Genomic DNA, 23,667 nt, shown 5'->3' with positions numbered 1-23,667 from the left:
TTGCCGCTGGCGATAGTCCATAGCCGCGCCCTTACCGGGGTGCAGGCGGCGGGCGTCACCGTGGAATGCGATCTGGGCCCCGGCCTGCCCACCTTCGCCGTCGTCGGCCTCGCCGAAACGGCGGTCAAGGAAGCCCGGGATCGGGTACGCTCGGCTATTCAGAACAGTGGTTTTGAGTTCCCGGCGCGGCGTATGGTTGTCAATCTGGCCCCCGCCGACCTGCCGAAAGAGGGTGGCCGCTTCGATCTGCCCATGGCCATCGGCATTCTTGCCGCCAGCGGGCAGCTGCCTGCAGCCGCACTGGCAAAACTGGAGATGATTGGCGAACTGGCCCTGGATGGCGGCCTGCGTCCGGTGACGGGCACGCTCTCCAGCACACTGGCAGCGGGACAAGCCAATCGTGCCATTCTGGTGCCGCAAGGCAATGCCCAGGAAGCCGCTTTTGCCCAAAGCACCCCGGTCTTTGCCTGCGCGAATCTGGCAGAGGCTGTCGCCCACTTGCGCGGCACGGATCGCCTGCCCGAAGTCATCGCCGATGCGGAGGCTCAGGAATCCGCCATTCCCTACCCCGATCTGCATGACGTACGCGGTCAGGAATCGGCCAAGCGGGCGCTGATTGTCGCAGCGGTAGGCGGTCATCACCTGCTCCTGTCGGGCCCACCGGGCACCGGCAAAAGCATGCTGGCGGCGCGACTGCCCGGCCTGCTGCCCCCCCTGCGCCGCAGCGAGGCGCTGGAAGTGGCCGCCATCCACAGCCTGCAAGAAAACGGCTTCGATATTCGTCATTGGGGTAGACGCCCGTTCCGTAGCCCCCACCATAGTGCTTCTTCTGCGGCACTGGTGGGCGGGGGTTCGCACCCGCGTCCCGGCGAAATCAGCATGGCGCACCACGGTATTCTTTTTCTGGACGAAATGCCCGAGTTCCCCCGTGCGGTTTTGGAAGTACTGCGGGAGCCGTTGGAGTCTGGAGAAATCCATATCGCCAGGGCGGCGCGGCGGGCTATTTTTCCGGCCCGTTTTCAGTTGGTCGCAGCGATGAATCCCTGTCCCTGCGGCCATTTCGGTGATCCGCAGCAGATGTGCCGCTGTACCCCGGCGCAGATCAGCCAATACCGCAGCCGGCTCTCCGGCCCACTGCTGGACCGCATCGACATCCAGCTGGAGGTGCCCACCCTGCCGGTCAGCGCCTTACAAGAGGCAGCACAAGGTGAAAGTTCCACCTACTGGCGCGAACGTATAGCTCAGGCCGTTGATCGCCAGTGGCAGCGCCAGCAGGCGCGCAACGCGCAACTTCAAGGCGAACGGCTGGCGCAGTTTTGCGCCCTGGATGCGGTGGGCACCCGCCTGCTCAGCCGCGCCACCGAGACCCTGCACCTCTCCGCACGCGGTTACCATCGCGTGCTGCGTGTTGCCCGCAGTATTGCCGATCTGGAAGGGAGTGATCCGATCAGTACCCAGCATCTGGCGGAAGCCATCCAGTATCGACGCTTGGCACAGACACTGATGCGGTAATTTTTATGGAACTGCGGTGAATTCTTGCCTCCCTGGGGCCTGAGCCCTATCGGCCATACCATAGCCGCTGCATGTTGTATCAGCGGCTTTGTCGGAAGCATTCCCGAATAGAAATTTATTTAGTTTTACAGCGCTATTTCATCCATACCAATATCCAGCCCTTCCGCCACACCCTTTCCGTAGGCAGAATCGGCCTTCATAAAATGACCAATCTGCCGGAGTTGAATAGACTTAGGTACTTCGCGCATAGCACCGACAATATTGCCAATCAATTGCGCTTTTTGATCTGCGTTCATCAAGCGAAACAAGTCGCCTGCCTGCTGGTAGTCCTCATTGCCTTGGCGATGATCATAACGATCGGCATCCCCGGATATCTTCAGAGGTGGTGCACGATATCCAGGAGCCTGTACGGGTCCAGAGAAGCTATTCGGCTCATAATTTACCGCTCCTCCGGAGTTGCCGTCGAAACGCATATGGCCATCGCGATGGTACGTATGCACGGGACAATGAGGCTGGTTCACCGGCAGGCTCGCATAATTAATGCCGATACGGTACCGATGCGTATCCGCATAGGATAACAGGCGTGCCTGCAAGACCTTATCCGGCGACACGCCCAAACCCGGCGGCAAATTACCTGGTTCAAAAGCCGCCTGTTCCACCTCGGCAAAAAAGTTTTCCGGGTTTCGATTCAAGGTAAGAATGCCTACTTCTTGGGGCGGATAATCCTTATGCGGCCAGACTTTGGTTAAGTCAAATGGATGAATCCCATAAGTCTCCGCATCTTTTTCCGGCATGATCTGTATCTGCACTTGCCAGCGCGGGAATTCACCACGGGCAATGGCTGCATGGAGATCACGGCGATGAAAATCGGGGTCCTCTCCGGCAATGCGCGCCGCATCTTCTGCCCGTAATGTTTTAATCCCCTGCATGGTTTTGAGATGCCATTTTACCCAGTAGCGCTCACCCTGATCATTCCAGACGCTGAAGGTATGGCTACCATATCCGTTCATATTCCGGTAAGAGGCAGGAATTCCGCGATCAGAGAACAAAATAGTGACCTGATGCAAGGATTCTGGAGATAGACTCCACCAGTCCCATTGCATGGTATTGTCGCGCAGGCCAGTATCTGGACGACGCTTTTGGCTATGAATGAAATCCTGAAATTTAAGCGGATCCCTGATAAAAAAAACCGGCGTGTTATTGCCGACAAGATCCCAATTGCCTTCTTCCGTGTAAAATTTGATGGCGAAACCGCGCGGATCACGCACGGTGTCCGCATAGCCTTGCTCTCCGGCCACGTGGGAGAAACGCAAAAATAAGTCACAACGATTACCGATGGCAGAAAACAGATGAGCGCGGGTAAAACGGGAAATATCGCTGGTCACTTCAAACTGCCCATAGGCACCTGCGCCCTTGGCATGCACCACGCGCTCCGGCACCCGCTCGCGATTAAAATGCGCCATACGTTCAAACAGTTGATAATCTTCCATTAAGAGCGGGCCACGCGGTCCGGCGGAGAGACTGTTCTCATTGTCAGCAACTGGAACCCCGGCGGACGTAGTCATTACAGGACATTTGCTCACGTTACACCTCCTCCAAAATTGTGAATGCGCTCCGAACGCTCCGACCCGATCTCCTGGGGAAGCGCTCGTCTGTTTCTAGACATTATTTGGACCAATGTCAAACATATAGCGTGCCACTGATTTGGATAATTCTTATATTTTGAGTGGTATCGACGGCTGCGGACCCGCCCTAGTCCCTATGGATACCCGTGTGCTGCCCAACTGCTGAACTTGCCGAAGAGGGCGGCGCCGTCTTTATACGGGCTATGGCCGCCATCCGGGAAAAATACACTGCGGCGCGTTGCGTATTTTTGGCGACACCCAGGCCCTCTTCATAAACCAGACCCAGGTCGAAATCCGCCCGGGCGCAGCCGAGGCGAGCCGCCTGACGGTACCAGTGCAAGGTCTCCGGCCAGCCTTTGACGACGGTACTTTCCTGGCGGGTGATCAAGGGCGAGTAGAGGGTGCCGAGGTAGAAGGCGGCCTTGGCATCCCGCGCTGATGCTGCCTGCTGCAACCGCGCCAGCGCAGCGGGGTCCTGTTCGGCCCGATTGCGCAGGGATTCCAGATCCTGCGCCAGCGCCGCGAAGGGCCACAGGCCGCCAACCAGCATAAGTATCACGCATCGAAGCATGGCTTCTTCCTCCTTCGCTTTCGATCAGGTTCCCGCATGCTCCCGAGTAGCGTGGAACACCACCTGTGGCCAGCGCTCCATAGTAAGATCGAGATTAACGCGGGAGGGCGCCAGATAGGCGAGGCGATTCCCCGCGTCTTCGGCGAGCTGCTCTTCATGCTTGCGAATAAATTCGGCGAGTATTTTGGGATCATCACACTGAATCCAGCGTGCCGCCTGTACCGTCACCGGCTCGAAAATCGCATCGACGGCATATTCGGTTTTCAGCCGTTCCGCTACCACATCAAATTGCAGTACGCCGACCGCACCGAGAATCATATCTCCGCCTTGCAGTGGTTTGAAGACCTGGGTAGCGCCCTCCTCCGCCAGTTGTTGCAGCCCCTTTTGCAGTTGCTTGGCCTTGAGAGGGTTACGCAGACGCACCCGGCGGAACAGTTCCGGCGCAAAGTAGGGAATCCCGGTGAACTGCAGTGCTTCACCCTGACTGAAACTATCGCCAATCTGAATGCTACCATGATTATGCAGGCCAATAATGTCGCCAGCGAAGGCCTCTTCCACCAGTTCTCGCTCCTGGGCGAGAAAGGTGATGGGATTATGCACCTGAATATCCCTACCCAAACGCAAATGTTTAATCTTCATGCCGCGCTGAAAGTGCCCGGAGCAGACCCGGAGAAAGGCCACCCGGTCGCGGTGCTGGGGGTCCATATTAGCCTGAATCTTGAACACAAAACCGCTGAAGGCTTCTTCTTCGGGCTGCACTGTCCGGCCCGTGGTGGGACGGGGACGAGGCGAAGGCGCCCAGTCGATAAGGGCTCCCAGCAATTCTCGCACCCCGAAGTTATTGATGGCCGAACCGAAAAACACCGGCGTCTGCTGTCCCTCTAGAAAATCCTCCAGCGCGAAGGGGTGGGAGGCACCGCGCAGTAATGCCACCTGTTCCCGCAACTCAGACATTTCTTCGGCAAAGCGACGGTCCAGCTCCGGATTGTTGATCCCGGCAATCCGCTCCACCGTCTGCTCCCGGGTTTCCTCACCAGCGGCGAAAACCAGAACCTCATCGCGCAACAGGTGATACACCCCGCGAAAACGTTTACCCATGCCGATAGGCCAGGTTACCGGCGCGCATTGGATACCCAGCACCGACTCCACTTCATCCAGTAATTCGGTAGGATCGCGACTTTCGCGATCGAATTTGTTCATGAAGGTGATGATGGGGGTATCACGCAGACGGCAGACTTCCAGCAGTTTGATAGTCTGCGCCTCAACACCATTGCCTCCGTCGATCACCATCAGCGCCGAATCCACCGCTGTCAGTACCCGGTAAGTATCTTCGGAGAAGTCCTGATGACCCGGCGTGTCTAGCAAATTGATGACATGCTCGGCATATTCAAACTGCATCACCGAACTGGCGACAGAAATGCCGCGACTCTTTTCGATAGCCATCCAGTCGCTGGTGGCGTGACGACTGCTTTTGCGCGCTTTGACCGTCCCTGCCAACTGAATCGCGCCCCCGAAGAGCAGGAGTTTTTCAGTAAGCGTCGTCTTACCGGCATCAGGGTGGGAGATGATGGCAAAGGTGCGGCGACGCTGAATTGCGTCAATAAACGCGTCGGCCGGGGCCGCAGCAACAGGGGATGACGACATAAAAGATTAACCTTCTCTGAGTTGATTTACGGACGGCAGGAGCGACAAGGACAAGACCAGCGCATCTTCCCGACCCTCTTCATTGCGATAATAATTCAAACGCACCCCGATTTCATGGAAACCCTGGGAACGATACAGATCCTGCGCACCGATATTGGACACCCGCACTTCGAGAAAGGCCCTTTGCGCACCCAGTTGCCCAGCCCGGCAGAGAAGATGTTGCAGCATGTGCCGCCCGAAACCACGTCGGCGCAAGGTAGGCGCCACACCGAGATTAAGGATATGCGCCTCGGCCGCGCCCGTGGACAAGACCCCAAAGGCCACCAACACACCGGCGTCGTCCTCCATAATCCAGGCATCATAGCCCGCCTGCATGCAGTCGCGGAAAATACTCCGCGTCCAAGGTCCCGGCGAAATGTGCGACTCCAGCGTCGCCACTGCATCCAGATCACCTGCCCGCATGGGGCGCAGATTCATTTTTGTTGCTCCTCCGGCAGGGAAGGACGGATATAGTGCGGCTCCAGCGGCACCGGGGAAATGCCACGATCCCCTGCCTGGTAGCGCGCCTGGGCAAGGCGCAATACGGCCTCGGCCCGCGGAAAACTGTCGCCACTCCAACCGAGTATACCAGCCCCCTGCCAGTGGGCATGATAAGCTTGCCAGCCGGTACCCAGCCCCCACCACTGACCAGTAGCAGGCCAGTCCACGGCATCGGGTACACAGACTTTTTCCGCACCTTGCAACTGCGGGATCCCCTGCGCATCCTGACAGAACACCCCGGCGTAAACTTCACCCCTGCGCGCATCAAGCGCCGCCAACATCTGCGGCTGCGACACCGTCGCAGCCAGTGCCTGCAAACTGGAGACGGGATAGACAGGCAACCCCCGGGCCATGGCCAACGCCTGCGCGGTGCTGACGCCAATGCGTACCCCGGTGAAACCACCCGGACCTACGCCGCAAGCGATAGCCTCTATATCGGCGAGGGTAACACCAGCACGATCCAGCACCCGTTGAATCATGGGCAGCAACAACTGACTGTGGCCGTTAGCCGCCACGACAAACTCTTCCTCCACCCCATCTGCCGTACTGACAGCCACCGAGCAGGCCTCGGTAGCTGTATCCATGGCCAGGAAACGGCGCGCGTCCATCAGGCTTTTTCCCGCCAGAAGGCCTGGACTGCATCGAGGCCGGAAACACGCCGCATGGGCGGCAGACTATCGAGAAATATCCGTCCGTAGCCCTTCGTGCGCAAGCGTGGATCGCAGAGCATGAGCACTCCGCGATCCGCCTCGGAGCGAATCAGCCGCCCAACCCCCTGGCGCAAGGCAATAACCGCCTGGGGGATCTGCAATTCCCGGAAAGGCTCGCCGCCCGCTGCCTGACACTGCTCCGTGCGGGCCCGCAGAATCGGGTCCGCGGGATTGGCAAAGGGCAACTTATCGATAATGACACAGGAGAGTGCTTCACCCTGCACATCCACCCCCTCCCAGAAACTCGCGGCCCCCAGCAACACTGCATTACCCAGACTGCGAAAACGATCCAGAAGACGGGGCCTGGGCATACTCCCCTGCACCAGAATGGGAAAGGACAGCCGCTGGGGCAAGGCCGCCGCCGCTTCTTGTAAGGCGCGGTGACTGGTAAAGAGAAAAAAAGTCCGTCCCCCGCTGGCTTCAATGACCGGGACTGCCGCTTCCAGACAGGCATGGGTGTACGTGGGATGATTAGGCTCCGGCAGCGCCGGTGGCAGATACAGCAAGGACTGCCGGGCATAATCGAAAGGTGAGGCGGCGGTAAAGGTGCTTGCACCCGTCAAGCCCAGGGCCCGCTCGGTGCTGGCGAAACTGTCACCGACCCGCAAAGTCGCGCTGGTCAGAATCACGCTTTCCACCGGCTCCAGCAAATGCCTCTGCAAGGATGCTGCGACATCCAGCGGGGTAGCATGGATCTGCACCGTACGTGCCTTCTTTTCCTGCCAGAACACCATGTTCGGAGCGCTGTGCGCCGTAAAAAAATCGACCGTCGCCAGCAGGGCAGCGCCGCGTGCCGCACATTGCTCCAGGCCCTTGCCACGGGTTGCGGCCGCGGTCAGGGCCTGGTTCAGCTCCGCCACAGCCTGACGCAAACGGGCAAAGGCAACACTTTGCACTTTATCCGTATGCAAGGTCCAAGACCCGCGCTCCTCACCAGGACCCAATGCGGTTCGCCACGCGGTAGTGAGAGTTTCCACCTGTGCCGCCGCCACCAGCAAGCATTCATCATCCCCCGCTTCGGTCAGGGTTTCGGTACGGCTGTCCCGGGCCCAGTCCCAAAGCTGATGACTACTCAGTTGCTGACCGAAATAACGGCCGGCCAGCTCCAACAATTGATGTGCCTCATCCAGCACCATCGCTTCGACCCGCGGCAATAAGTCCCCCATGCCGTTCGCCTTCAATGCCAGATCGGAGAAAAGCAGGTGATGATTCACCACCAGAATATCCGCCTCCTGCGCCTGCCGTCGCGCCTCTATGACATGACAGCGCCCATATTCTGGGCAATCGCTGCCGAGGCAGTTGTCCCGGGTCGAGGTCACCAAGGGCCAGACCGGCGAATCCTCGGGTACCGAAGTCAGCTCGCCAACATCCCCCTCCCGGGTCTGTCCAGCCCAGTCCACCACCCGCGCCAAAGGTGCAGCAAGAGCGGGTGCTACGCCCTCGGCACTGAAGCGCTGCAAACGATGCCGACAGAGATAATTAGCCCGCCCTTTGAGGCGGCTGACCCGCAACGGCTTTCCAGTGGCCCGCAACAGCAACGGAAAATCCTTTTCCAGAATTTGGTCCTGCAAGGCTTTGCTACCCGTAGAAACCAGTACTTTGCGTCCGGAAAGCATGGCCGGCAGAAGATAGGCGAAAGTTTTGCCCGTCCCTGTCCCTGCCTCGATCAAGGCGACACCGCCGTCGCGCAACGTATGGGCCACCTGCGCGGCCATGGCCTGTTGCTGCTCCCGTGCCCGGAACTGCGGCAGCACTTGGGCCAGCGCCCCGGCTTGCCCCAACAGCACGGACCAGTCTTCTTCCTCCCCGATCACTCCCGACACCCCATTTCCGCTCCCATTTTATCGTCAGCCCTGCTATTTTTACACAATTTCGTGGTAAAGAGGGCATTCCATGTATAAGCGGCGCGCACGCGTCCTATTCTGGCATCCGACTGATCCGGCAAAGGCCCACTATGCCGCCGCGTTAGCGGAAGCCTTGGGTGCGGACTGGCTGGAAGCGAGGGCGGATGAAACCGACCATGCCTGGCCTGATCTCCTTATCGCCCTCGATTGCCACGCTGCGCCAGATATCCCTCGCGCGGCGCATACCCAATGCAAATACTGGCCCCTGACCCAGGATGACTGGGAAGACGCGGTGCGTGCGCGCATCCTCGGCGTCCTCGGCGGCTTGCGTCTGCTCGCCCGCATGGACCAGAGTCCGGCGCCCGGCCAGACGTCGCCCGTTGACAAGACACCCCGGCTGAACTAAACCTCTAACAGTTGATCACATCTGTATGCGCCATAGAAACGCATTATCGGTCGGCGCAATCATTCATCGACAGAGCACACTGCCTGTTGACTTCAGGAGGAGAGCACGATGGAAGTCATCCATAAGGACGCGCAAGGTATCACCATCCGCTTCGACAAAAAGGATCTTGCTAAAATAGCCGAACCCATAGTGAAAAATGCCGAAAGCTTTGCCAAGGATACCTTGGATATTGTCTACCTGCTGGCCGAGCAGGACTACCGAACAGATGATCACTTCGAACAACCACCCCATGTTTTTGACTAAAGGAAGCCATCCATGCGAATTCGCGAAGAGAAGGAGCAGAGCGTAGATATTGTTCTGACCGCCCGCGAGGCGGCGCAAATCGCCAGAAACATCCTGGAGAACCAAAAAGCGGCCGGTCCAGGGGCGGTGGCACTGGCCGAACTGCTCCAGAAAGAAGGCTTCACGGCTGCTCAGGGTCAGGCATCTGATCGTTACGAGTGGAAGACGCCGGATGATATGGAGCAGAACACCTAAGCACTCTTGTACATCGCGGCCAACCGTGTTGCGGGCATTTAAGACCCTGCGGGCTGAAACAGTGCGCGGGGTTTTTAGCACTGATGGGCATATATTTACTTGGTCGTCAGGAAGCGTTGGATACTGGCAAGCTCCGCGCGCCGTCAAAATGTGCCGCCCAATAAGGGTCCTTCAGGCTTGCCACCTGAACGCCCGTACGTGGGGTCTGGGCACTGACAAAGTGCTGGTGACCAATGTAAATCCCGACATGGGAATAAGGCCGATGCAACGTGTCAAAAAACACCAGATCACCAGGTTTCAGATTGACCCGGGAAACTTTCCGCAACTCAGATGCCTGGGCATAAGCGGTACGCGGCACCTTAATATCAAACTTCGCTAATATATATTTAACAAAGCCACTACAATCGAACCCAGAGGATGGGCTCATACCACCCCAACGATAGGGAGCACCAATAAATTTAAGTGCGGAAACCACCATCGAACGAGGTGATAGCCAAGAATGGTCAGCAGAGTGACTGTCCGTCTCCGCATACTGCCCTTCTTGCGCAATATCATTGGCTAGTTCGGTTACTGCTTGTGGCCCGGCAGCGGCATCACCACTGCTTTCCAACGCCTGCAAGGGGTGGCGTGCCCAATGATAGGCATGGCTGGCCAACATCGCCAAAGCGAGTCGCAAATGAGACTGCTCTGGTGCTGAAGTAGCGATTACCGCATCCACCGGCGTCTCATTCGTCACCATACCTGCCTTGACCGGCGCCAGCGCATGATCGACAAAAACGGGGGTCGTTACCTGTTCCGCATCGGCCGCAGGAAAGGATTGCACTTTAAAGTCATAAGTCGCAACGCGCTGCGGCGCCGCACCCACTCCGGCAAACTCGACAGGCGCGAGGTGCATCAACCGCAACGCCGTCGGTGTCAACGCTATATAATCGTCTTTTGGAGCTCGTAATAGCGTCCTATGGGCAGTTCGAAAAACCACCTTTTTCGCCTGCCTGGCAGGTACCAGCCTCTTGTTACGGATGAACTGTATTTCGACTGCTTTCGAGTTTCTCGAAGCGCTCTTATCACGGAGCCCTGCGTGGGTGTGCTGACTGGTCCGATGCAAAGCCTTGTGGCCTGCCTCGTGCGGCGCCGCCTGACACACACTGATCCCACCTAGAAACGTCAATACCGCCACAGCAATCCGCCAGCGATGCTTCTGCATTCTTAAATCTCCCGAATCACCTGGGAATCGCCGCTGCATAATATGCCATCTGGCTGATTATGCAGCGCCATTGCCGTTTCTCATTAAAGACTAGAGAAACTTTGAGGCTAGCCCTTGCTCACAATAAAAAAGCCGAATAAGTTCGGCTCGATATGCATACTGGACGTGGATGCACGGCAACGACTCAGAGTATCGTACGGGCGGACGCCCGCACGATAGCTCCCTCCCAAATCGGGTCGAAAATCAGCCATTAGCAAAATCGATGCTCCATAGTCCATGTTTGGGACTATAGGTCGTATCCATGCTCGAGGCAAGACCCCATCACTAGTTATAATATGACATGGCGTCAGCCCTTATAGCTACTGGCCCGACAATTGCTTATAAAGATTGGGCATGATCGTCATGGAGAGGAAACCGATGCATATTTCGACAGTGAAAAGGCGGGGGCAAATACCTGCCGGCAAAACCCTGATGCGCTCCAGAAATGGACTCTGGTCCCGATCTGCCCTCTTGTCTGGCTTACTCGCCCTCTTGCTCTTCCTGGTGCCCCCTCTGGTGGCGGCTGCCCCAAATGGCGCAGTGCAAGACGCTGCACCGCTCCTCCAACGGCTGGACCATGCCCACTGGATCGCTCAGGGACATGGTCCGCACGTCCTCTATGTCATCTTTGATCCTAACTGTCCCTACTGCCATGTCCTCTATGATGAACTACAACCACGTATCCAGCCGGATCAACTTACGGTTCGCTATGTGCCGGTGGGATACCTCGCCCCCTCCAGTTTTGGCAAGGCGGCCGCAATACTGGAAGCCAAAAATCCACTGGCCGCTATACAAAAGAATGAAACGGGCTTCAATGTGACCAGTCATGACGGCGCCATTCCTGAAATCCTGCCCAATACAGCCAGCACCAACGCGCTCCACTCAAACATGGGGATTCTTAAGGCTACCGGGCAAAAAATCGTCCCCACCTTGATTTACACACGCCGCGACAACACCGTGAAAATTATCAAAGGCACCCCAGACCAGGCGGATTTGCCTGCGGTTTTGAAGGAGATTCGCTGAGGCCACCCAGTAATGCGCTAAGTTGTAGATCAACGACGAGAACCTGTTGACAGGCACACCCATTTATATAATATTAAGAATCATTCTCATTCAATATAAAGAGTGGCCCGTGCCTTTGCTTTTCCGCCCCACTACTGTGCTTCTCTTCTTCTGCGCCAGCGTCCTCGGATCCGTCTCCGATACCTGGGCGGCGGATGGTCCCGCGTCCTCCGGAAATGGGCCGATCCTGAACATCTCCGGTATTTCGCCCAAATATTTGCCTACTTACAACTATATTGCCGATGGCCTCTCCTGGGCCGGACACCTTGATAGCGAGGTTTTCACCAATTTATCCGGCGGGATCAAACAGGGCAACGAAGGCAATATCGTCGGGCAGATAGGCGCCGAATATGACACCGGAAAGGCTGGTCTGTGGAAAGGCGGTAAATTTACCCTCTCCCTGATAGGCATTTACAACAGCGCTATTCAACAGAACTATAGTGGCGACATCCAGACGGCCAGTAACATCTGGGCACCCGACGCGGTCCGTTTTTACGATGCCGCCTTCCGTCAACACTGGACGGACTGGCTCAATACCCGTGTCGGTTACATGGATGTGAACTATTACTTCGATGTCACTGCCAACGCCTTGCAGCTCATGAACAGCTCCTTTGGCATGGCGCCGACCATGACCGTTAATGTCCCTGGTATCGCCACCTATCCTTACCCAGGCCTGGGGCTTCTGGTGGGCACCCATAGCGAGCACCTGAGTAGCAAGATCGCACTATTTCAGGGTAATCCTCAGCATCAGGTCTCGGCCTTTGAGCGCGGCTACATGGCCTTGTGGGAAGGCGGTCTGCACTGGGGCAAAGCGGCGGAAGACGACCTTGAGGACAGCAGCGACAACTATGGTCAGTACATCCTTAAAGCAGGTGCCTGGCATTACCAGCTGTCCGACCCGGACCGCTACGGGCTCTCCCCCACAACTTCGGGCGTCTATGCCGTCGCCGAAGGGAACTGGAGCCTGCCGGGAGAACGTCGGCTGGGGGCCTTTTTCCAGATGGGTGCTGCACCACAGGACATCAACCCCGTCCCCTGGTATCTGGGACTGGGCCTACGCCTGGGTCACCCCTTCGCCAGTCGCCCGGATGACAGCCTGTCCATCGGTATGGCGCGCACTTGGCTGCGTCCAAATCCCGTGGCAGAGAGCATTGGCAGGGAAGCCACAGCTATCCGCAATGCCGAGACGGCTTACGAACTCACCTACGTCGCGCAGCTCACTGGGCACCTCAACCTGCAGCCTGATCTGCAATATATACAGCATCCCAACGGCTATTTTCCTGATGCAACCGTCGGTATGTTGCGTTTGCATGTGGAGTTTTTCTGAATGCGGAGGCCGAGTCAGTGAATCCATCCCTGTTCGTAGGAGATCTTAAACTGGGCGACAGCGCCAGAGTACGCGATGTCACCGGCGGCAGCGGCATGCAGCAACGCATGCGCATGCTCGGTATCCGCCGGGGCACCGATATCCGCGTGGTCCATGGCCCGGGCCAGCGCGGTGCGGTATTGCAGGTGGGTGGAGCACGCATTGCGCTGGGCTGGGGCGTCATCCAGCGTATTGAGGTGGAGTTGCCGGGGGCCGATTCCCGGAATACAGGAGAGCAGGCATGAGCGCATGTCACGAAGAAAACCAGAAAATTCCAGCCACAGCAGGACTGCCGATCATTGCCCTGGCAGGTAATCCGAACTGCGGTAAAACCACCCTGTTCAACCTGCTGACTGGCACCCATCAACAGGTAGGCAACTGGCCAGGCGTTACCGTGGAGCGGCGCAGCGGCAGCATGAGCCTGGACGGACGCAAAGTCTCCGTGGTGGACCTGCCGGGTGTGTACAGCCTGCTGGGGGGAGGCGGCGAGGATCAAGCCGTGGCGCGCGACTGCCTGCTCGACGGGCCGGTCGACCTGATCGTCAACATTGTCGACGCCTCCAATCTCGAGCGGCATCTGGCCCTGACTGCCGAATTGCTGGAAACAGGTCGCCCGATGGTTCTGGTAATGAACATGGTTGACGAGGCCGAGGCCCAGGGACTGGAAGTGCTCACGACTGAGCTCTCCGCAGCGTTAGGTCTGCCGGTTGTATCCATGGTCGCCCGCAAGGGCAGGGGACGCAGTGACCTACTGGACAGCCTGACGCAGGCACTTAGGCAAGCACCTCATGGCACGCCGCCTCCCCATGGCCTGCTGATTGAACGGGCATTGGGTACCCTGACCGCCCTGCTGCCGGAGAGCAATCCCGTGCGCCGGCGCTTCGCAGCCTTGCGCCTGCTCGAAGGCAGCGCCGAACCCGCCGACTCCGGGATGGAACATACCCTGCAGCAAATCATCGCAGAGGTGGAGGATGGCAGCGCTGAAACCCCTGCCGATCTGATCATGGACCAACGTTTCGGCTGGGCGCAGGAAATGGCCGCCACGGCGCTGCGTCGTAACGGACATGCCGGAATGCGCCAGCGGGTCACCGACCTGCTGGATCATGTGGTACTGAATGACTGGCTCGGTGTTCCCGTTTTTTTGCTGGTGCTCTATCTGATTTTCGTCGTCAGTTTCAGCGGCGGCAATATCTTTTTGGATTTCTTCGATCAGGCCTCCGCTGCGCTCCTGATTCACGGGGTCGGTCATGTGCTGCTGGAGACGGGGCTACCCACTTGGCTGATCTCTATCGTTGCGGGGGGCGTTGGCGGTGGACTGAATCTCGTGATTTCCTTCATTCCCCCTATTGGCCTGACTTTCATCTTTCTGGCCTTACTCGACGATTCGGGTTACATGGCCCGCGCCGCCTATGCCATGGATCGTCTGATGCGCCGCCTGGGACTACCCGGCAACGCGCTCGTTCCCATGGTGATCGGTTTCGGCTGTAATGTACCCGCCATCATGGGATCACGCATCATCGAAGATCCGCGCGGACGTATCCTGACCGTGTTGATACAGCCCTTCATGTCCTGCTCCGCACGCCTGACCATTTATATGGCCTTTGCCGTGGTGTTCTTTCGCAGCAATGGCGGACAGGTAGTCTTCGCCCTCTATGTGCTGGGTATTATCGTCGCCCTGCTGACGGCCTGGCTGCTCGGCAAAACCGCCTTGCGCGGTGAGGCACTGCCCTTCGTCATGGAACTGCCGCCCTATCGCCTGCCCAGCATCCGGAGTGTGGTGTTGCAGAGTTGGCAACGCCTGAAGGTATTCATCTTCCGAGTAGGCCGGGTGATTGCGGTCATCGGCGTGGTGCTCTTCATTCTCCCAGGCATAGGCTGGACAGATCACGGGCTGCGCAGTACCGACATTGACCATTCCCTGCTCGCCCAGGGCAGCCGCGCGCTGGTGCCAATTTTTGCGCCCATGGGGATTGACCAGGGGAACTGGCCAGCCATTTCCGGCCTGATCGCAGGGGCCGCCGCCAAGGAGATCGTGATCGGCACGCTGAATGGCATTTATCAGCGGCAGAATGCAGCCGACCTGATGGCAACCTACCGCAACCCCGACATTGCCGGGCAACTCTGGGGTGCGCTCAAGACAATCCCCACTAATGCCATCACCTTTATTACCACGCTGGACGACCCTTTGGGCCTGTCCGCTATAGAATCCACTGCTTCCACCCAACAGGCCTCGGGGGCAGAAAGCGCCACCCTCCAGGCGATTGCGGCCGGCTTCACCGCCCTTTCGGCATTTGCTTACCTGGTTTTTGTGCTGCTTTACGTGCCCTGCGCCAGCACCATGGGCGCACTCCGCCGGGAAGTCGGCTGGGGTTGGATGATCTTCTCCCTGCTGTATGGCTCCAGCCTGGCCTGGGGAGCGAGCACGCTGATTTACCAGACGGGCACCTTCGCCGAACATCCGGGATCCTCTGGAGCATGGATCATAGGGGTGCTGGCAGCCTTTGCCTTGCTGGTCATCGGTCTGCGGCTTTATGGGCAGCGCGCGGCCACCTTAGCGAAGCCCTCTCTGAACCAGAGGGCGCCAGCATGAAACCTTTGTTCGCGGTTCGGGAGGTACTGCAGAAACAGGGCATGGCCAGCGCCAGCCAGATCGCAACCGAATTAAAGCTTTCTGTCAGGCTGGTCGAGGATATGCTGACCTACTGGCAGCGCCGAGGCACGGCAGAGCTGGTACTGGTCGGAGCCCCTAAAAGCTGTGGCACCCGTTGCAATTCAGGCGGATGCGGCAGTTGCAGCAGTACCTCTGCGGCCCCCGTTCAGGCCTACCGCTGGTGCGACAACGCAGGAAAAGCAGCAATAGCTATCGTACCAATTGCTCCGCTGCTACATGGGGATAGAAACAATATAGATGTCGTGTAGCTTAATCGTATTGATGAAGGTAGCCTTTATAACCCCCATTAGACCGCATGCGCTCAACTGGCTGTTGCGCTCAATGGACGAGGATCGACCGCCTCGCGCTTGATGTCAACCATCTTGGCCGGACGTTTCGCAGAATGCAGAATATTGTATCATGCAGGGAGCAGCCTAAGGTTTGAAGTGCACCGGCCAAACTAACCGCAAACAAAGGCCCCACCTGCTCGATAACCTGACCCATTGTCTCAATGATGGGGTCCTTCTATGTTATCTTAAATACTCAGAGCGGTGTTTGATCGACCATGGCGAACGAGGTGGCAAATGCGGGTAAAAGTAGCAGCCATTCAGATGGCCGTAGAGGGCGACGAGGCTGACAATATCGCCAAGGCGTTGCGACAAGTAACCTCGGCGGCGGACGCCGGTGCCCAGATTATCCTCCTCCAGGAACTTTTCAGCACGCCGTACTTCTGCAAGGACCAGAACCCGGATTTCCTGCTGCTGGCGCAACCCCGCGAAACCCACCCTGCCCTGCTGGCCATGCAAAAGCTGGCGCGGCAACGCGAAGTCGTGCTCCCCGTCAGCTTCTTTGAGCGGGCCAATAACGCGCTCTTTAACAGCCTGGTAGTCTTTGATGCGGACGGTAGTGCTCTGGGGCTCTACCGCAAGGCACACATTCCGGATGGCCCCGGTTATCAGGAAAAATTCTATTTCAGTCCGGGTGATACGGAATTCCGTGTGTTTGACAGCCGTTACGGACGCCTCGGCGTCGCCATCTGCTGGGACCAATGGTTCCCGGAGGCGGCGCGGGTGATGGCGCTGCAAGGTGCAGAAATCCTGCTCTATCCAACCGCCATCGGCTCTGAACCTCAAGCTCCGGAAATCAACAGCCGCGGGCACTGGACCCGGGTTATGCAGGGCCATGCTGCTGCCAATCTGGTCCCCGTGGTGGCTGCCAACCGGGTGGGCCGGGAAATCGGCCGGGAGAGCGAAATCACCTTCTATGGCGGATCTTTCATCAGCGATGCTACCGGCGCGCTTATAGTCCACGCCGAACAGGAGGAGACCATCCTCTACGCCGATTTCGACCTGCAAGCCCTCGCCGCACAGCGGCTGGAGTGGGGCCTCTTCCGTGATCGCCGCCCTGAACTGTACACGCCCATCCTGACGTTAGACGGGAATCCGCGTCGTGGATGATTCCCGCCCCCCCGTGCCACCCGTCATCGCGTTGAGCGCCTATGAGCGCAACGGAGAGGCCTTTTCCCTCGCCCCTCAGTATGCCGCCGCCGTCTGTCAGGCGGGCGGGTTGCCTATCCTCTTTTCACCCCAGCACCCCGAGGCTCAACTTATTCTGTCGCACTGTAACGCGCTAGTGCTCACCGGCGGCGGCGATATCTCTCCCGATTTTTACGGTGCGCCATGTGACGACAGCATCTATGCCGTGCACCCAGACCGCGACACCGCTGAGATTGCTCTGGCGCGCGAGGCCATCGCCCAGGGTATCCCGGTGTTCGGCATCTGCCGCGGCCTGCAGATCATTAATGTCGCCTTGGGCGGTGACCTTCTCCAGGACCTGCCCAAAAGCATCGGTACCCGCATCTGCCACCGCAACGCCGAGTATAATCCCATCATGCATGAGGTCATCGTCTTGGCGGACACGTTGCTAGGGAGAATCGCCGGGCGGGATACCCTGGAGATATCCTCCTGGCACCACCAGGCCATCGCGAATATGGCCCCCGCACTACGCATCAACGCCATCGCCGAGGATGGCGTCATTGAAGCCGTGGATATGCCCGACAATCCAGATGTCTTCGCCGTCCAGTGGCACCCGGAACATACGGCCGCCGGTGACCCGCATCAGCAGGCCCTGTTTAACTGGCTGGTACAGCGCGCTGCCCGGCGCATAGCGCGCGCAACGGGGCACAGCGAGAAAAAGGCTTAGCGGGAAGGGTGTTCGGAAGGCTGCAACCGCTGTTGCAGCCAGGCCAGCGCAGCGGGAATCAGCGAAATCACGATAATGGCGACAATCACCATATTCAGATGGCTTTTGACCCAGGGAAAACGCCCGAGGAAATAGCCCGCGCCGAGCAAGCTCCCCACCCACAGGAAAGCGCCCGTCAGATTAAAGCCAAAGAAGCGACGGTACGGCATGGCGGCAACCCCTGCCACAAAGGGCGCGAAGGTACGAATAATAGGCAGAAAACGGGCGATAATCACCGTCTTGCCGCCATGTCGTGCATAGAAGCGCTGGGTCGTATCCAGGTGCCGGACATTGAGCAGGCGCCCGCCAAAAAGGCGGATACCCCAGCGCCGGCCCACCCAGTAATTCACCGCGTCACCCAGCACCGCCGCGGTCACCAGCAAACCCAGCAGCCAGGGTGCGCTCATGATGCCCGCACCGGCCAGGGTACCGCAGATAAATAACATGGAGTCACCCGGCAGGACCGGCATGATCACCAGCCCTGTCTCGGCGAAGAGAATCAGGAACAACAGGGCATAGACCCAAGCCCCATATTCCTGAAGAAACACTATCAGGTATTGGTCAAAGTGCAGCAGAATCTGCACGAGATGATGGATATCCGACATTGGCGCAATCACCACCCGGTGCAACGTGGATTCACACGTCTTCCAGAGCGCCGCAGTAACGCTGATAGTGCCGTTTGAACATCAGCTCCAATTCAACAACGACCGTCCCTGCCGCTTCCCCCCCCATCACATGCCTGGACATCAAACTGGAGGTGTCGTTGAGCATCTCCTTGGCATCAAGCATGGCATAGCTTTCCCGCAGGCGTTTAATCGCGCCAATAACGGTCTCACCCTCCTTAGCGGGCAAAATCTTCGGTTCCTGATGCACCACCGATGTTTCTGGCTGTTGCCGGCTTCTCAAAAAATCGGCAAAGGCCAGCAACTGTTCCTGCTCCGCATCTCCCAGCTTCCGCATGACACGGAGAAAATGACGCTCCCGGCTATTCATACATCATTCCCGGTATCCACCTTGAGGGAGAATACCCGTGGTTTGCGTTTCTCCGTCATGAGAGACAACTCGCGAACCAGGGCGATGATGACCCGGTCCGTAGTTTTCTGCATCTCCGGCCACAGCGCCCGCGCCTGCGCCAGGAGTTCGCCGATATTCTCGGGCGTTTCGCGGTCTTCCTCCATGAGGATATCTTCAATCAGCCCCGGCTTCATCTCCGGCCGGAACAGCAACCCTACCACCCCCTCTTCCGGGCGGAAGGCTATCCAGCGACCCTCGTCATCCACCACCAGTGGCTTGACACCCTCCGGCAGGGTAGCGGTTCCCGGTGACCAGACCATTACCTGAGCGCCGTCCACCGCCTGCGCCAGCGGGTCGTTACGGCCGGCATCGGTGGTATGGGCGGTGGTGAAATAGGCGTTATGGTAGGGCTCCAGATGCAATTCGGCCCCTTCATACTGCGCCAGCAATAACGCGCCCAGACCAAAGCCCACCACTGGCCGCTTCGCCTTGCGGAACATGGCGATGGTGTTGAGTTCCTGGGTAAGCCATTTATATTTGTCGGATTCGAGCGGAGACATGGGACCGCCCAGCAAAAACAGCGCATCAAAAGTCAGCGCATTGCTTGGCAGTTCGTTACTGAGAAAAACCCGGAAGTAACTGAACCCGATGTCACGCTTCTCCAGTTGAGTCTCCACGATGCCCAAAAACTCGGAGTAACTGTGCTGCACCACGGCAAAATGCTTCATATTAACGCTCTCGACGCACCGGCACGGATAGTATGTCCCTGCTACAACGGTCTTTGGCGAATTCCAGAAACTCATCCATCACCAAACTGCGGAATTTTTGCTTCTGATAAACGAAGGAATAGGGGCGGGCCAGCGGCGGATTCAAGGGGCGCGCCAGTAAAGTACCCAACGCCAACTCCTTGAGGACCGTCGTCTCGGAGACAATAGCCACGCCCAGCCCGCCTTCTACCGCCCCTTTGACCGCTTCCGGACTACCCAATTCCATAGTGATATGCAGATCGTTGGCGTCCACACCGACCTGGTGCAAATACTCCATAGTCACCTCACGGGTGCCTGATCCTTCCTCACGGGAAACAAAAGGATAATCCAGCAACTCCTGCGCGGTCACACTTTCATGGGCACCCAGGGGATGATCCGGCTCGGCAATAACCACCATGGAATCCATGCAGCACTTGAGGGTGGCGAGGCTCTTGTTGGTTATCAAACCTTCCACCAGCCCCAAATCGATACTGTTATCCTCAATCATGTGGACAATTTTATCCGTATTACCCACATGCAGGCGCACCTGCACGTCGGGATACTTCATTTTAAAGTCACCCAGCACCCGAGGCAGCATATATTCGGCGATGGTCGTACTGGCGCCGATGAGCAGATACCCGCGCAGATCACCCGTCATTTCCCCGACTCGATTGGACATCTCGGTATACAGCGAGATGATCCGCTCGGAATACTCATAAACCACCATGCCAGCCTCGGTAAGGCTGATGCGGTTATGGGTGCGGTCAAACAAACGCGTGTTGAACTGCTCTTCCAGTTGCTTGACCTGGAAGGTCACCGCCGGTTGGGTCATATGCAACGTATCAGCCGCTTTGGTAAAGCTGAGCAGCTTTGCCACGGTGTGAAAAACCTGTAACCGCCTGTCTGCCATGGAAGTCCTTAAGTCGCCCGCGACTTTTCACCAGTTTAGAGGTAATATCTGAGCGCTTCAATACAGTACTAATGGAGGATAACCCATGCCCAAAGCTTGGGAAAAGCTCGACCTGCAGGGCGCTGGGGTACAGAGTCTACAAATTCGCTTGCAAAAACTCCAGAAAAAATCCCTAAGGAGTTATCTATACTGGTGCTTATTTCCTGTTGGCGCGCATCGTTTCTATCTGGAACAGTCCTGGGCCTGGGCTTTTCCGCTGGTCAGCGCTGGAGTCATTGTGCTGGCCTTTCTAGGCTTAACTTGGGCAGCCATCGGCCTTGCCGTTGTGCTCTGCGCCGTTGCGCTCTGGGACCTCAGCCGCATTAGCCTGTGGATCAGCGCCAACAATAAGGAACTGCGTAAGGCCAGCTGGTTCGCCCAACAAACGCCGGCCGCCCCGTCCAATTACCAGGGACGCGTGGATACCGGCGAGCAGCCAGCGCAATGGCAGCGCGAGTTGCAAGACTATACCCAAGCCAAGGAGAGCGAGCGGGCCGGGCACCCTGCCGCCAATGCCCCCGCCCAAAAGGGTTTTGCGCCAGGCCAGCGCCGCCTCTCTTTCGCAGAACAGGAGCGCCTGCTCGCCGCAATGACCAAAGCCCCCAAAAGTACCCTGGGGCAGGAACCAGCGGACTCCACCAAAAAATAACCGGAAGCCTTTTGATGCATGCTACTCCTCCTTCTCAAACATGGCCAGATAGCGCCCCTTCGGGAGGGGAAGCTGCCTGGCCACCGCCAGCAAATCGGCGAGATGCCGGGGCATGCTCAGTCCCACCAGCGTCACACCGATGCCTGGTGTCGAACGCACGAACTGGATGGCACGCTGCGCGGCATCGGCCAGTTCCGGCATAGCCTCCAGTAGAGAAGGCACCTCTTCCCGTGCCAGCAAACCTTTACCGAGAGGATGACTCGCCATAATGGTCAGTTTGAGCTGAAAAGCCGCCTGGATGGTCGAGCCGATATTGCCCTGCCCCGTCACCTGACTGAAGCGGGTGTAAGCTTCTGGCATCAAGGCATTAAAGGGTAACTGTACCACCCGCAGGTGGTGGCGCTTGCCTTGCCCCGCAGCCTTTTCGGCCAGCCCGATCAGACTGGTCAGGGACTGGAACAGGGTATCATCCGTCGCTACCCGGCAGGCATTGAAAGTGGAAATGCCATAATAGCGAATCTTGTTGGCTTGCACTGCCGCTTCGAGCATGGTGAACACGTCAATCAACTTATCGTACATCGCTCCCTTGCCGATCACCGGGATATGCACTTCCGGCTGATCGATCAGATAGACATCCAGAGTCTCTAGGCCCATCTGTGCACGCAGGGTATCCAGTTGCCAGGCGATATATTCTGGGCTCAGGCAATGGACGCGCTGAGCAAGGTCTGCCTCCTTACCCAGCCCCTTGACCACCACTTTTTCTCGGAAGAAGGCCAGCGGATCTTCTGGGCGTCCCTCGGCGAAGGTCAGGAAACCGCCCTTCCCGACCACAAAAAACTCCTCTCGCTGAATGCCTGCCGCCATCGCCTTGGCAATTCCCACCCCGACCGCCCGCCCGGCCCGCCCGAAACGATAGTTGGCCCCGGTGTCGATGACGTTGATGCCCGACCGCAAGGCCTGCGCCACAATGGCCGCAACGGCGACATCCGTCACGTCATCCACCGCGCCGGGGAAGGTGCCAACGCCCAGAGAGGACAGCTTGATGCGGGTGTTTAGAAAGTCACTGAAGTGTTCGTCAGCAAGGATCCCGGCGAAGCGCCCCGCATAGGCCTTGGTACCAGCACTGCTGGCGGCCCCCGGAATCAACCCATTTTCCGCAGCATTCACGCAGTGTTACTCCTGTTGGTAAAGAGGGGATGATGGTGCAGCAAAAAATCCAGGCGTTCGCGCAATTCGGTACGCACCGGGCCGGGCCGGGGTGTATCTTGCAATGCCAGGAACTGTTGACCATAGTCCGGTGCGTCCGCATCGTCCAGCTCCCATTCGACCGCCTTGAGCAGGGTTTGCCCGGTAGCGGGCAATTCCGCAGGCAACGAACGCCCTGTCAATATCGCCCAAAGGCCGGTCCAGCAACGCGCCAGGGCAATGGGATGATAACCACCCCCGCCCAGCACCAGCAGACGCGGACTTTCCGCCACAATCTGGCGTAGGACCTGCCAGAATAGGCCGTTGGAGACCCGAAACTTGCTCAAGGGGTCGGGTGCGAGGATATCGGTGCCCGCCTGCAAAACGACGACATCTGGGGCGAAGTGCTGCAAAAGGCGCGGCCACAACACCGCAAAAGCCAGAGCATACTCACTATCATTCACTTCTTTGGGCAACGGCAGATTAACCGCTAATCCCGGCCAGTCGGTGAGCTTCCCGCCCTGATAGGGATAGGCATAGTCCGTATCCATGTGCAGGGAGACCGTCAGCGTGTCGGGGTCCTCCACAAAGGCCGCCTCCACCCCATCACCGTGGTGGGCATCCATATCCCAGTACAGCACCCGCAAACCGGCACGACGCAAACGCTGGATGGCCAATACTGGATCGTTGAAATAGCAAAAGCCACGGGCCTGACCCGGTGCGGCATGGTGCATTCCGCCTGCGGGGCTGAAGGCGGTTACGCCTTCCAGCACGGCTTCCGCCGCGAGCACGCTGGAACCGGTAGCCAGGGAGGCTGTATCAAAAAAACCGGGGAAATACGGATTCTCCAGCGTACCCAACTGATAACGCTGGCGATCGCTGTCTTCCACGCCACCGCGAAACTGGGCACGCTCAAAGGCCTGTATGTAATCCTTGGTATGGAAGCCAAAAAGCTCCCGATGGCTGGCCGGGCGGCCCTGCCGGTATTCTTCCGGCGCCATGGCCCCGTAGCTATTGATGAGGTCCAGGGCCAGGGACACCCGCGGAATCGCCAGGGGATGGTTACTCCCATAACTCGCCCGCCGGTAACGCATCGCCCCGACGAAGACTGCCCGACGGGTCGCGACGATCTGCGGGCGCAGCATCTCCCGCTCATTCATTCTGCCAACGACC

General features: G+C 58.2%; 25 protein-coding genes. 12 read left to right on the top strand and 13 right to left on the bottom strand.

Translation table 11 applies throughout. The features are described 5' to 3' along the window. A complete protein-coding gene (locus H2515_RS04280) occupies positions 1 to 1,512 on the top strand; it encodes a YifB family Mg chelatase-like AAA ATPase (RefSeq protein ID WP_198660975.1) in 1,512 nt (503 codons plus the stop codon). 125 nt (positions 1,513 to 1,637) lie between these two features. Here the strand turns inward: H2515_RS04280 and H2515_RS04275 are convergent, their stop codons facing one another. From H2515_RS04275 to H2515_RS04250, 6 genes are all read right to left on the bottom strand, one after another. Beyond that, positions 1,638 to 3,095: a catalase gene (locus H2515_RS04275; RefSeq protein WP_269802060.1), complete on the bottom strand. Its 1,458-nt coding sequence runs from the start codon at positions 3,093 to 3,095 to the stop codon at positions 1,638 to 1,640. Positions 3,096 to 3,264: 169 nt separating this feature from the next. Beyond that, positions 3,265 to 3,708, bottom strand: coding sequence for an SEL1-like repeat protein (locus H2515_RS04270; RefSeq protein WP_065413483.1), 444 nt, complete (start codon positions 3,706 to 3,708; stop codon positions 3,265 to 3,267). A 24-nt stretch (positions 3,709 to 3,732) separates the two neighbouring features. Further along, positions 3,733 to 5,352: a peptide chain release factor 3 gene (locus H2515_RS04265; protein WP_198660973.1), complete on the bottom strand. Its 1,620-nt coding sequence runs from the start codon at positions 5,350 to 5,352 to the stop codon at positions 3,733 to 3,735. A 6-nt stretch (positions 5,353 to 5,358) separates the two neighbouring features. Then, positions 5,359 to 5,829: a ribosomal protein S18-alanine N-acetyltransferase gene (gene rimI / locus H2515_RS04260; RefSeq protein WP_014029778.1), complete on the bottom strand. Its 471-nt coding sequence runs from the start codon at positions 5,827 to 5,829 to the stop codon at positions 5,359 to 5,361. Further along, a complete protein-coding gene (tsaB, locus tag H2515_RS04255) occupies positions 5,826 to 6,500 on the bottom strand; it encodes a tRNA (adenosine(37)-N6)-threonylcarbamoyltransferase complex dimerization subunit type 1 TsaB (protein WP_014029779.1) in 675 nt (224 codons plus the stop codon). Before tsaB ends, rimI begins: the two co-directional genes overlap by 4 nt. After that, positions 6,500 to 8,425: an ATP-dependent DNA helicase gene (locus tag H2515_RS04250; RefSeq protein WP_198660972.1), complete on the bottom strand. Its 1,926-nt coding sequence runs from the start codon at positions 8,423 to 8,425 to the stop codon at positions 6,500 to 6,502. Before H2515_RS04250 ends, tsaB begins: the two co-directional genes overlap by 1 nt. 70 nt (positions 8,426 to 8,495) lie before the next feature. Here H2515_RS04250 and H2515_RS04245 point away from each other — a divergent pair, with 70 nt between their 5' ends. From H2515_RS04245 to H2515_RS04235, 3 genes are all read left to right on the top strand, one after another. Beyond that, positions 8,496 to 8,852, top strand: coding sequence for a hypothetical protein (locus H2515_RS04245; protein ID WP_198660971.1), 357 nt, complete (start codon positions 8,496 to 8,498; stop codon positions 8,850 to 8,852). 108 nt (positions 8,853 to 8,960) lie between these two features. Continuing rightward, positions 8,961 to 9,155, top strand: coding sequence for a hypothetical protein (locus tag H2515_RS04240; RefSeq protein ID WP_014029782.1), 195 nt, complete (start codon positions 8,961 to 8,963; stop codon positions 9,153 to 9,155). Positions 9,156 to 9,167: 12 nt separating this feature from the next. Further along, entirely contained in the window at positions 9,168 to 9,389 is a 222-nt protein-coding gene (locus H2515_RS04235) for a hypothetical protein (RefSeq protein WP_035195251.1), read from the top strand. Between the two features lie 106 nt (positions 9,390 to 9,495). Here H2515_RS04235 and H2515_RS04230 read toward each other — a convergent pair whose 3' ends face one another. Then, entirely contained in the window at positions 9,496 to 10,284 is a 789-nt protein-coding gene (locus H2515_RS04230; RefSeq protein ID WP_232821543.1) for a C40 family peptidase, read from the bottom strand. Positions 10,285 to 11,010: 726 nt separating this feature from the next. On the opposite strand from H2515_RS04230, the gene H2515_RS04225 reads away from it, so the two are divergent. The 7 genes from H2515_RS04225 to H2515_RS04195 all read left to right on the top strand — a co-directional run bounded on the left by H2515_RS04225 (position 11,011) and on the right by H2515_RS04195 (position 17,912). Beyond that, on the top strand, positions 11,011 to 11,655 hold the full coding sequence (locus H2515_RS04225; RefSeq protein WP_232821542.1) for a thioredoxin fold domain-containing protein: 645 nt from the start codon (positions 11,011 to 11,013) through the stop codon (positions 11,653 to 11,655). Positions 11,656 to 11,764: 109 nt separating this feature from the next. Next, positions 11,765 to 13,021, top strand: coding sequence for a carbohydrate porin (locus H2515_RS04220; protein ID WP_198660969.1), 1,257 nt, complete (start codon positions 11,765 to 11,767; stop codon positions 13,019 to 13,021). Between the two features lie 17 nt (positions 13,022 to 13,038). Continuing rightward, positions 13,039 to 13,305, top strand: coding sequence for a FeoA family protein (locus tag H2515_RS04215; protein WP_081919595.1), 267 nt, complete (start codon positions 13,039 to 13,041; stop codon positions 13,303 to 13,305). Continuing rightward, complete coding sequence (gene feoB, locus H2515_RS04210; protein WP_198660968.1) at positions 13,302 to 15,650, top strand: Fe(2+) transporter permease subunit FeoB; 2,349 nt, start codon at positions 13,302 to 13,304, stop codon at positions 15,648 to 15,650. Before H2515_RS04215 ends, feoB begins: the two co-directional genes overlap by 4 nt. After that, positions 15,647 to 15,979, top strand: coding sequence for a FeoC-like transcriptional regulator (locus H2515_RS04205; RefSeq protein WP_014029790.1), 333 nt, complete (start codon positions 15,647 to 15,649; stop codon positions 15,977 to 15,979). The genes feoB and H2515_RS04205 overlap by 4 nt, the downstream gene beginning before the upstream one ends. A 315-nt stretch (positions 15,980 to 16,294) precedes the next feature. After that, complete coding sequence (aguB, locus tag H2515_RS04200; protein WP_198660967.1) at positions 16,295 to 17,167, top strand: N-carbamoylputrescine amidase; 873 nt, start codon at positions 16,295 to 16,297, stop codon at positions 17,165 to 17,167. Next, the gene (locus H2515_RS04195) at positions 17,160 to 17,912 is read left to right on the top strand and encodes a gamma-glutamyl-gamma-aminobutyrate hydrolase family protein (RefSeq protein WP_035195262.1); all 753 of its coding nucleotides are present in this window, start codon (positions 17,160 to 17,162) and stop codon (positions 17,910 to 17,912) included. The genes aguB and H2515_RS04195 overlap by 8 nt, the downstream gene beginning before the upstream one ends. Here the strand turns inward: H2515_RS04195 and H2515_RS04190 are convergent. The 4 genes from H2515_RS04190 to H2515_RS04175 are packed head-to-tail and all read right to left on the bottom strand — an operon-like array spanning position 17,909 to position 20,621. Next, on the bottom strand, positions 17,909 to 18,556 hold the full coding sequence (locus H2515_RS04190) for a VTT domain-containing protein (RefSeq protein WP_198660966.1): 648 nt from the start codon (positions 18,554 to 18,556) through the stop codon (positions 17,909 to 17,911). The two genes, H2515_RS04195 and H2515_RS04190, sit on opposite strands and share 4 nt — an antisense overlap. Positions 18,557 to 18,587: 31 nt before the next feature. After that, complete coding sequence (locus H2515_RS04185; protein ID WP_014029794.1) at positions 18,588 to 18,944, bottom strand: hypothetical protein; 357 nt, start codon at positions 18,942 to 18,944, stop codon at positions 18,588 to 18,590. Next, the gene (locus H2515_RS04180; protein ID WP_198660965.1) at positions 18,941 to 19,693 is read right to left on the bottom strand and encodes a type 1 glutamine amidotransferase; all 753 of its coding nucleotides are present in this window, start codon (positions 19,691 to 19,693) and stop codon (positions 18,941 to 18,943) included. The genes H2515_RS04185 and H2515_RS04180 overlap by 4 nt, the downstream gene beginning before the upstream one ends. Position 19,694: 1 nt before the next feature. Then, positions 19,695 to 20,621, bottom strand: a complete 927-nt coding sequence (locus H2515_RS04175; protein WP_035195269.1) for a LysR family transcriptional regulator — start codon at positions 20,619 to 20,621, stop codon at positions 19,695 to 19,697. 85 nt (positions 20,622 to 20,706) lie between these two features. On the opposite strand from H2515_RS04175, the gene H2515_RS04170 reads away from it, so the two are divergent. Next, positions 20,707 to 21,309, top strand: a complete 603-nt coding sequence (locus H2515_RS04170; protein WP_198660964.1) for a TM2 domain-containing protein — start codon at positions 20,707 to 20,709, stop codon at positions 21,307 to 21,309. 21 nt (positions 21,310 to 21,330) lie between these two features. Here H2515_RS04170 and H2515_RS04165 read toward each other — a convergent pair whose 3' ends face one another. Together H2515_RS04165 and H2515_RS04160 are read right to left on the bottom strand one after the other, a co-directional pair. Beyond that, positions 21,331 to 22,476: an aldo/keto reductase gene (locus H2515_RS04165; protein WP_198660963.1), complete on the bottom strand. Its 1,146-nt coding sequence runs from the start codon at positions 22,474 to 22,476 to the stop codon at positions 21,331 to 21,333. Then, positions 22,473 to 23,654 (bottom strand): acetoin utilization protein AcuC, encoded by a 1,182-nt coding sequence (locus H2515_RS04160; protein ID WP_232821541.1) that lies wholly within the window; start codon positions 23,652 to 23,654, stop codon positions 22,473 to 22,475. The genes H2515_RS04165 and H2515_RS04160 overlap by 4 nt, the downstream gene beginning before the upstream one ends. Positions 23,655 to 23,667 lie beyond the last annotated feature (13 nt).

Source organism: Acidithiobacillus ferrivorans (assembly GCF_016250455.1).
Classification (GTDB): domain Bacteria; phylum Pseudomonadota; class Gammaproteobacteria; order Acidithiobacillales; family Acidithiobacillaceae; genus Acidithiobacillus; species Acidithiobacillus ferrivorans.
Note: the sequence above shows the minus strand (reverse complement) of the source record. Positions and strands in the feature narration are given on the sequence as shown.

Excerpts from the sequence above, each read along its gene's own strand:
- H2515_RS04270 (WP_065413483.1), bottom strand. The coding sequence starts at position 3,708 with ATGCTTCGATGCGTGATACTTATGCTGGTTGGCGGCCTGTGGCCCTTC.
- H2515_RS04265 (WP_198660973.1), bottom strand. The coding sequence starts at position 5,352 with ATGTCGTCATCCCCTGTTGCTGCGGCCCCGGCCGACGCGTTTATTGAC.
- rimI (WP_014029778.1), bottom strand. The coding sequence starts at position 5,829 with ATGAATCTGCGCCCCATGCGGGCAGGTGATCTGGATGCAGTGGCGACG.
- tsaB (WP_014029779.1), bottom strand. The coding sequence starts at position 6,500 with ATGGACGCGCGCCGTTTCCTGGCCATGGATACAGCTACCGAGGCCTGC.
- H2515_RS04245 (WP_198660971.1), top strand. The coding sequence starts at position 8,496 with ATGTATAAGCGGCGCGCACGCGTCCTATTCTGGCATCCGACTGATCCG.
- H2515_RS04240 (WP_014029782.1), top strand. The coding sequence starts at position 8,961 with ATGGAAGTCATCCATAAGGACGCGCAAGGTATCACCATCCGCTTCGAC.
- H2515_RS04235 (WP_035195251.1), top strand. The coding sequence starts at position 9,168 with ATGCGAATTCGCGAAGAGAAGGAGCAGAGCGTAGATATTGTTCTGACC.
- H2515_RS04230 (WP_232821543.1), bottom strand. The coding sequence starts at position 10,284 with ATGCACCTCGCGCCTGTCGAGTTTGCCGGAGTGGGTGCGGCGCCGCAG.
- H2515_RS04225 (WP_232821542.1), top strand. The coding sequence starts at position 11,011 with ATGCATATTTCGACAGTGAAAAGGCGGGGGCAAATACCTGCCGGCAAA.
- feoB (WP_198660968.1), top strand. The coding sequence starts at position 13,302 with ATGAGCGCATGTCACGAAGAAAACCAGAAAATTCCAGCCACAGCAGGA.
- H2515_RS04205 (WP_014029790.1), top strand. The coding sequence starts at position 15,647 with ATGAAACCTTTGTTCGCGGTTCGGGAGGTACTGCAGAAACAGGGCATG.
- aguB (WP_198660967.1), top strand. The coding sequence starts at position 16,295 with ATGCGGGTAAAAGTAGCAGCCATTCAGATGGCCGTAGAGGGCGACGAG.
- H2515_RS04190 (WP_198660966.1), bottom strand. The coding sequence starts at position 18,556 with ATGTCGGATATCCATCATCTCGTGCAGATTCTGCTGCACTTTGACCAA.
- H2515_RS04185 (WP_014029794.1), bottom strand. The coding sequence starts at position 18,944 with ATGAATAGCCGGGAGCGTCATTTTCTCCGTGTCATGCGGAAGCTGGGA.
- H2515_RS04180 (WP_198660965.1), bottom strand. The coding sequence starts at position 19,693 with ATGAAGCATTTTGCCGTGGTGCAGCACAGTTACTCCGAGTTTTTGGGC.
- H2515_RS04175 (WP_035195269.1), bottom strand. The coding sequence starts at position 20,621 with ATGGCAGACAGGCGGTTACAGGTTTTTCACACCGTGGCAAAGCTGCTC.
- H2515_RS04170 (WP_198660964.1), top strand. The coding sequence starts at position 20,707 with ATGCCCAAAGCTTGGGAAAAGCTCGACCTGCAGGGCGCTGGGGTACAG.
- H2515_RS04160 (WP_232821541.1), bottom strand. The coding sequence starts at position 23,654 with ATGAATGAGCGGGAGATGCTGCGCCCGCAGATCGTCGCGACCCGTCGG.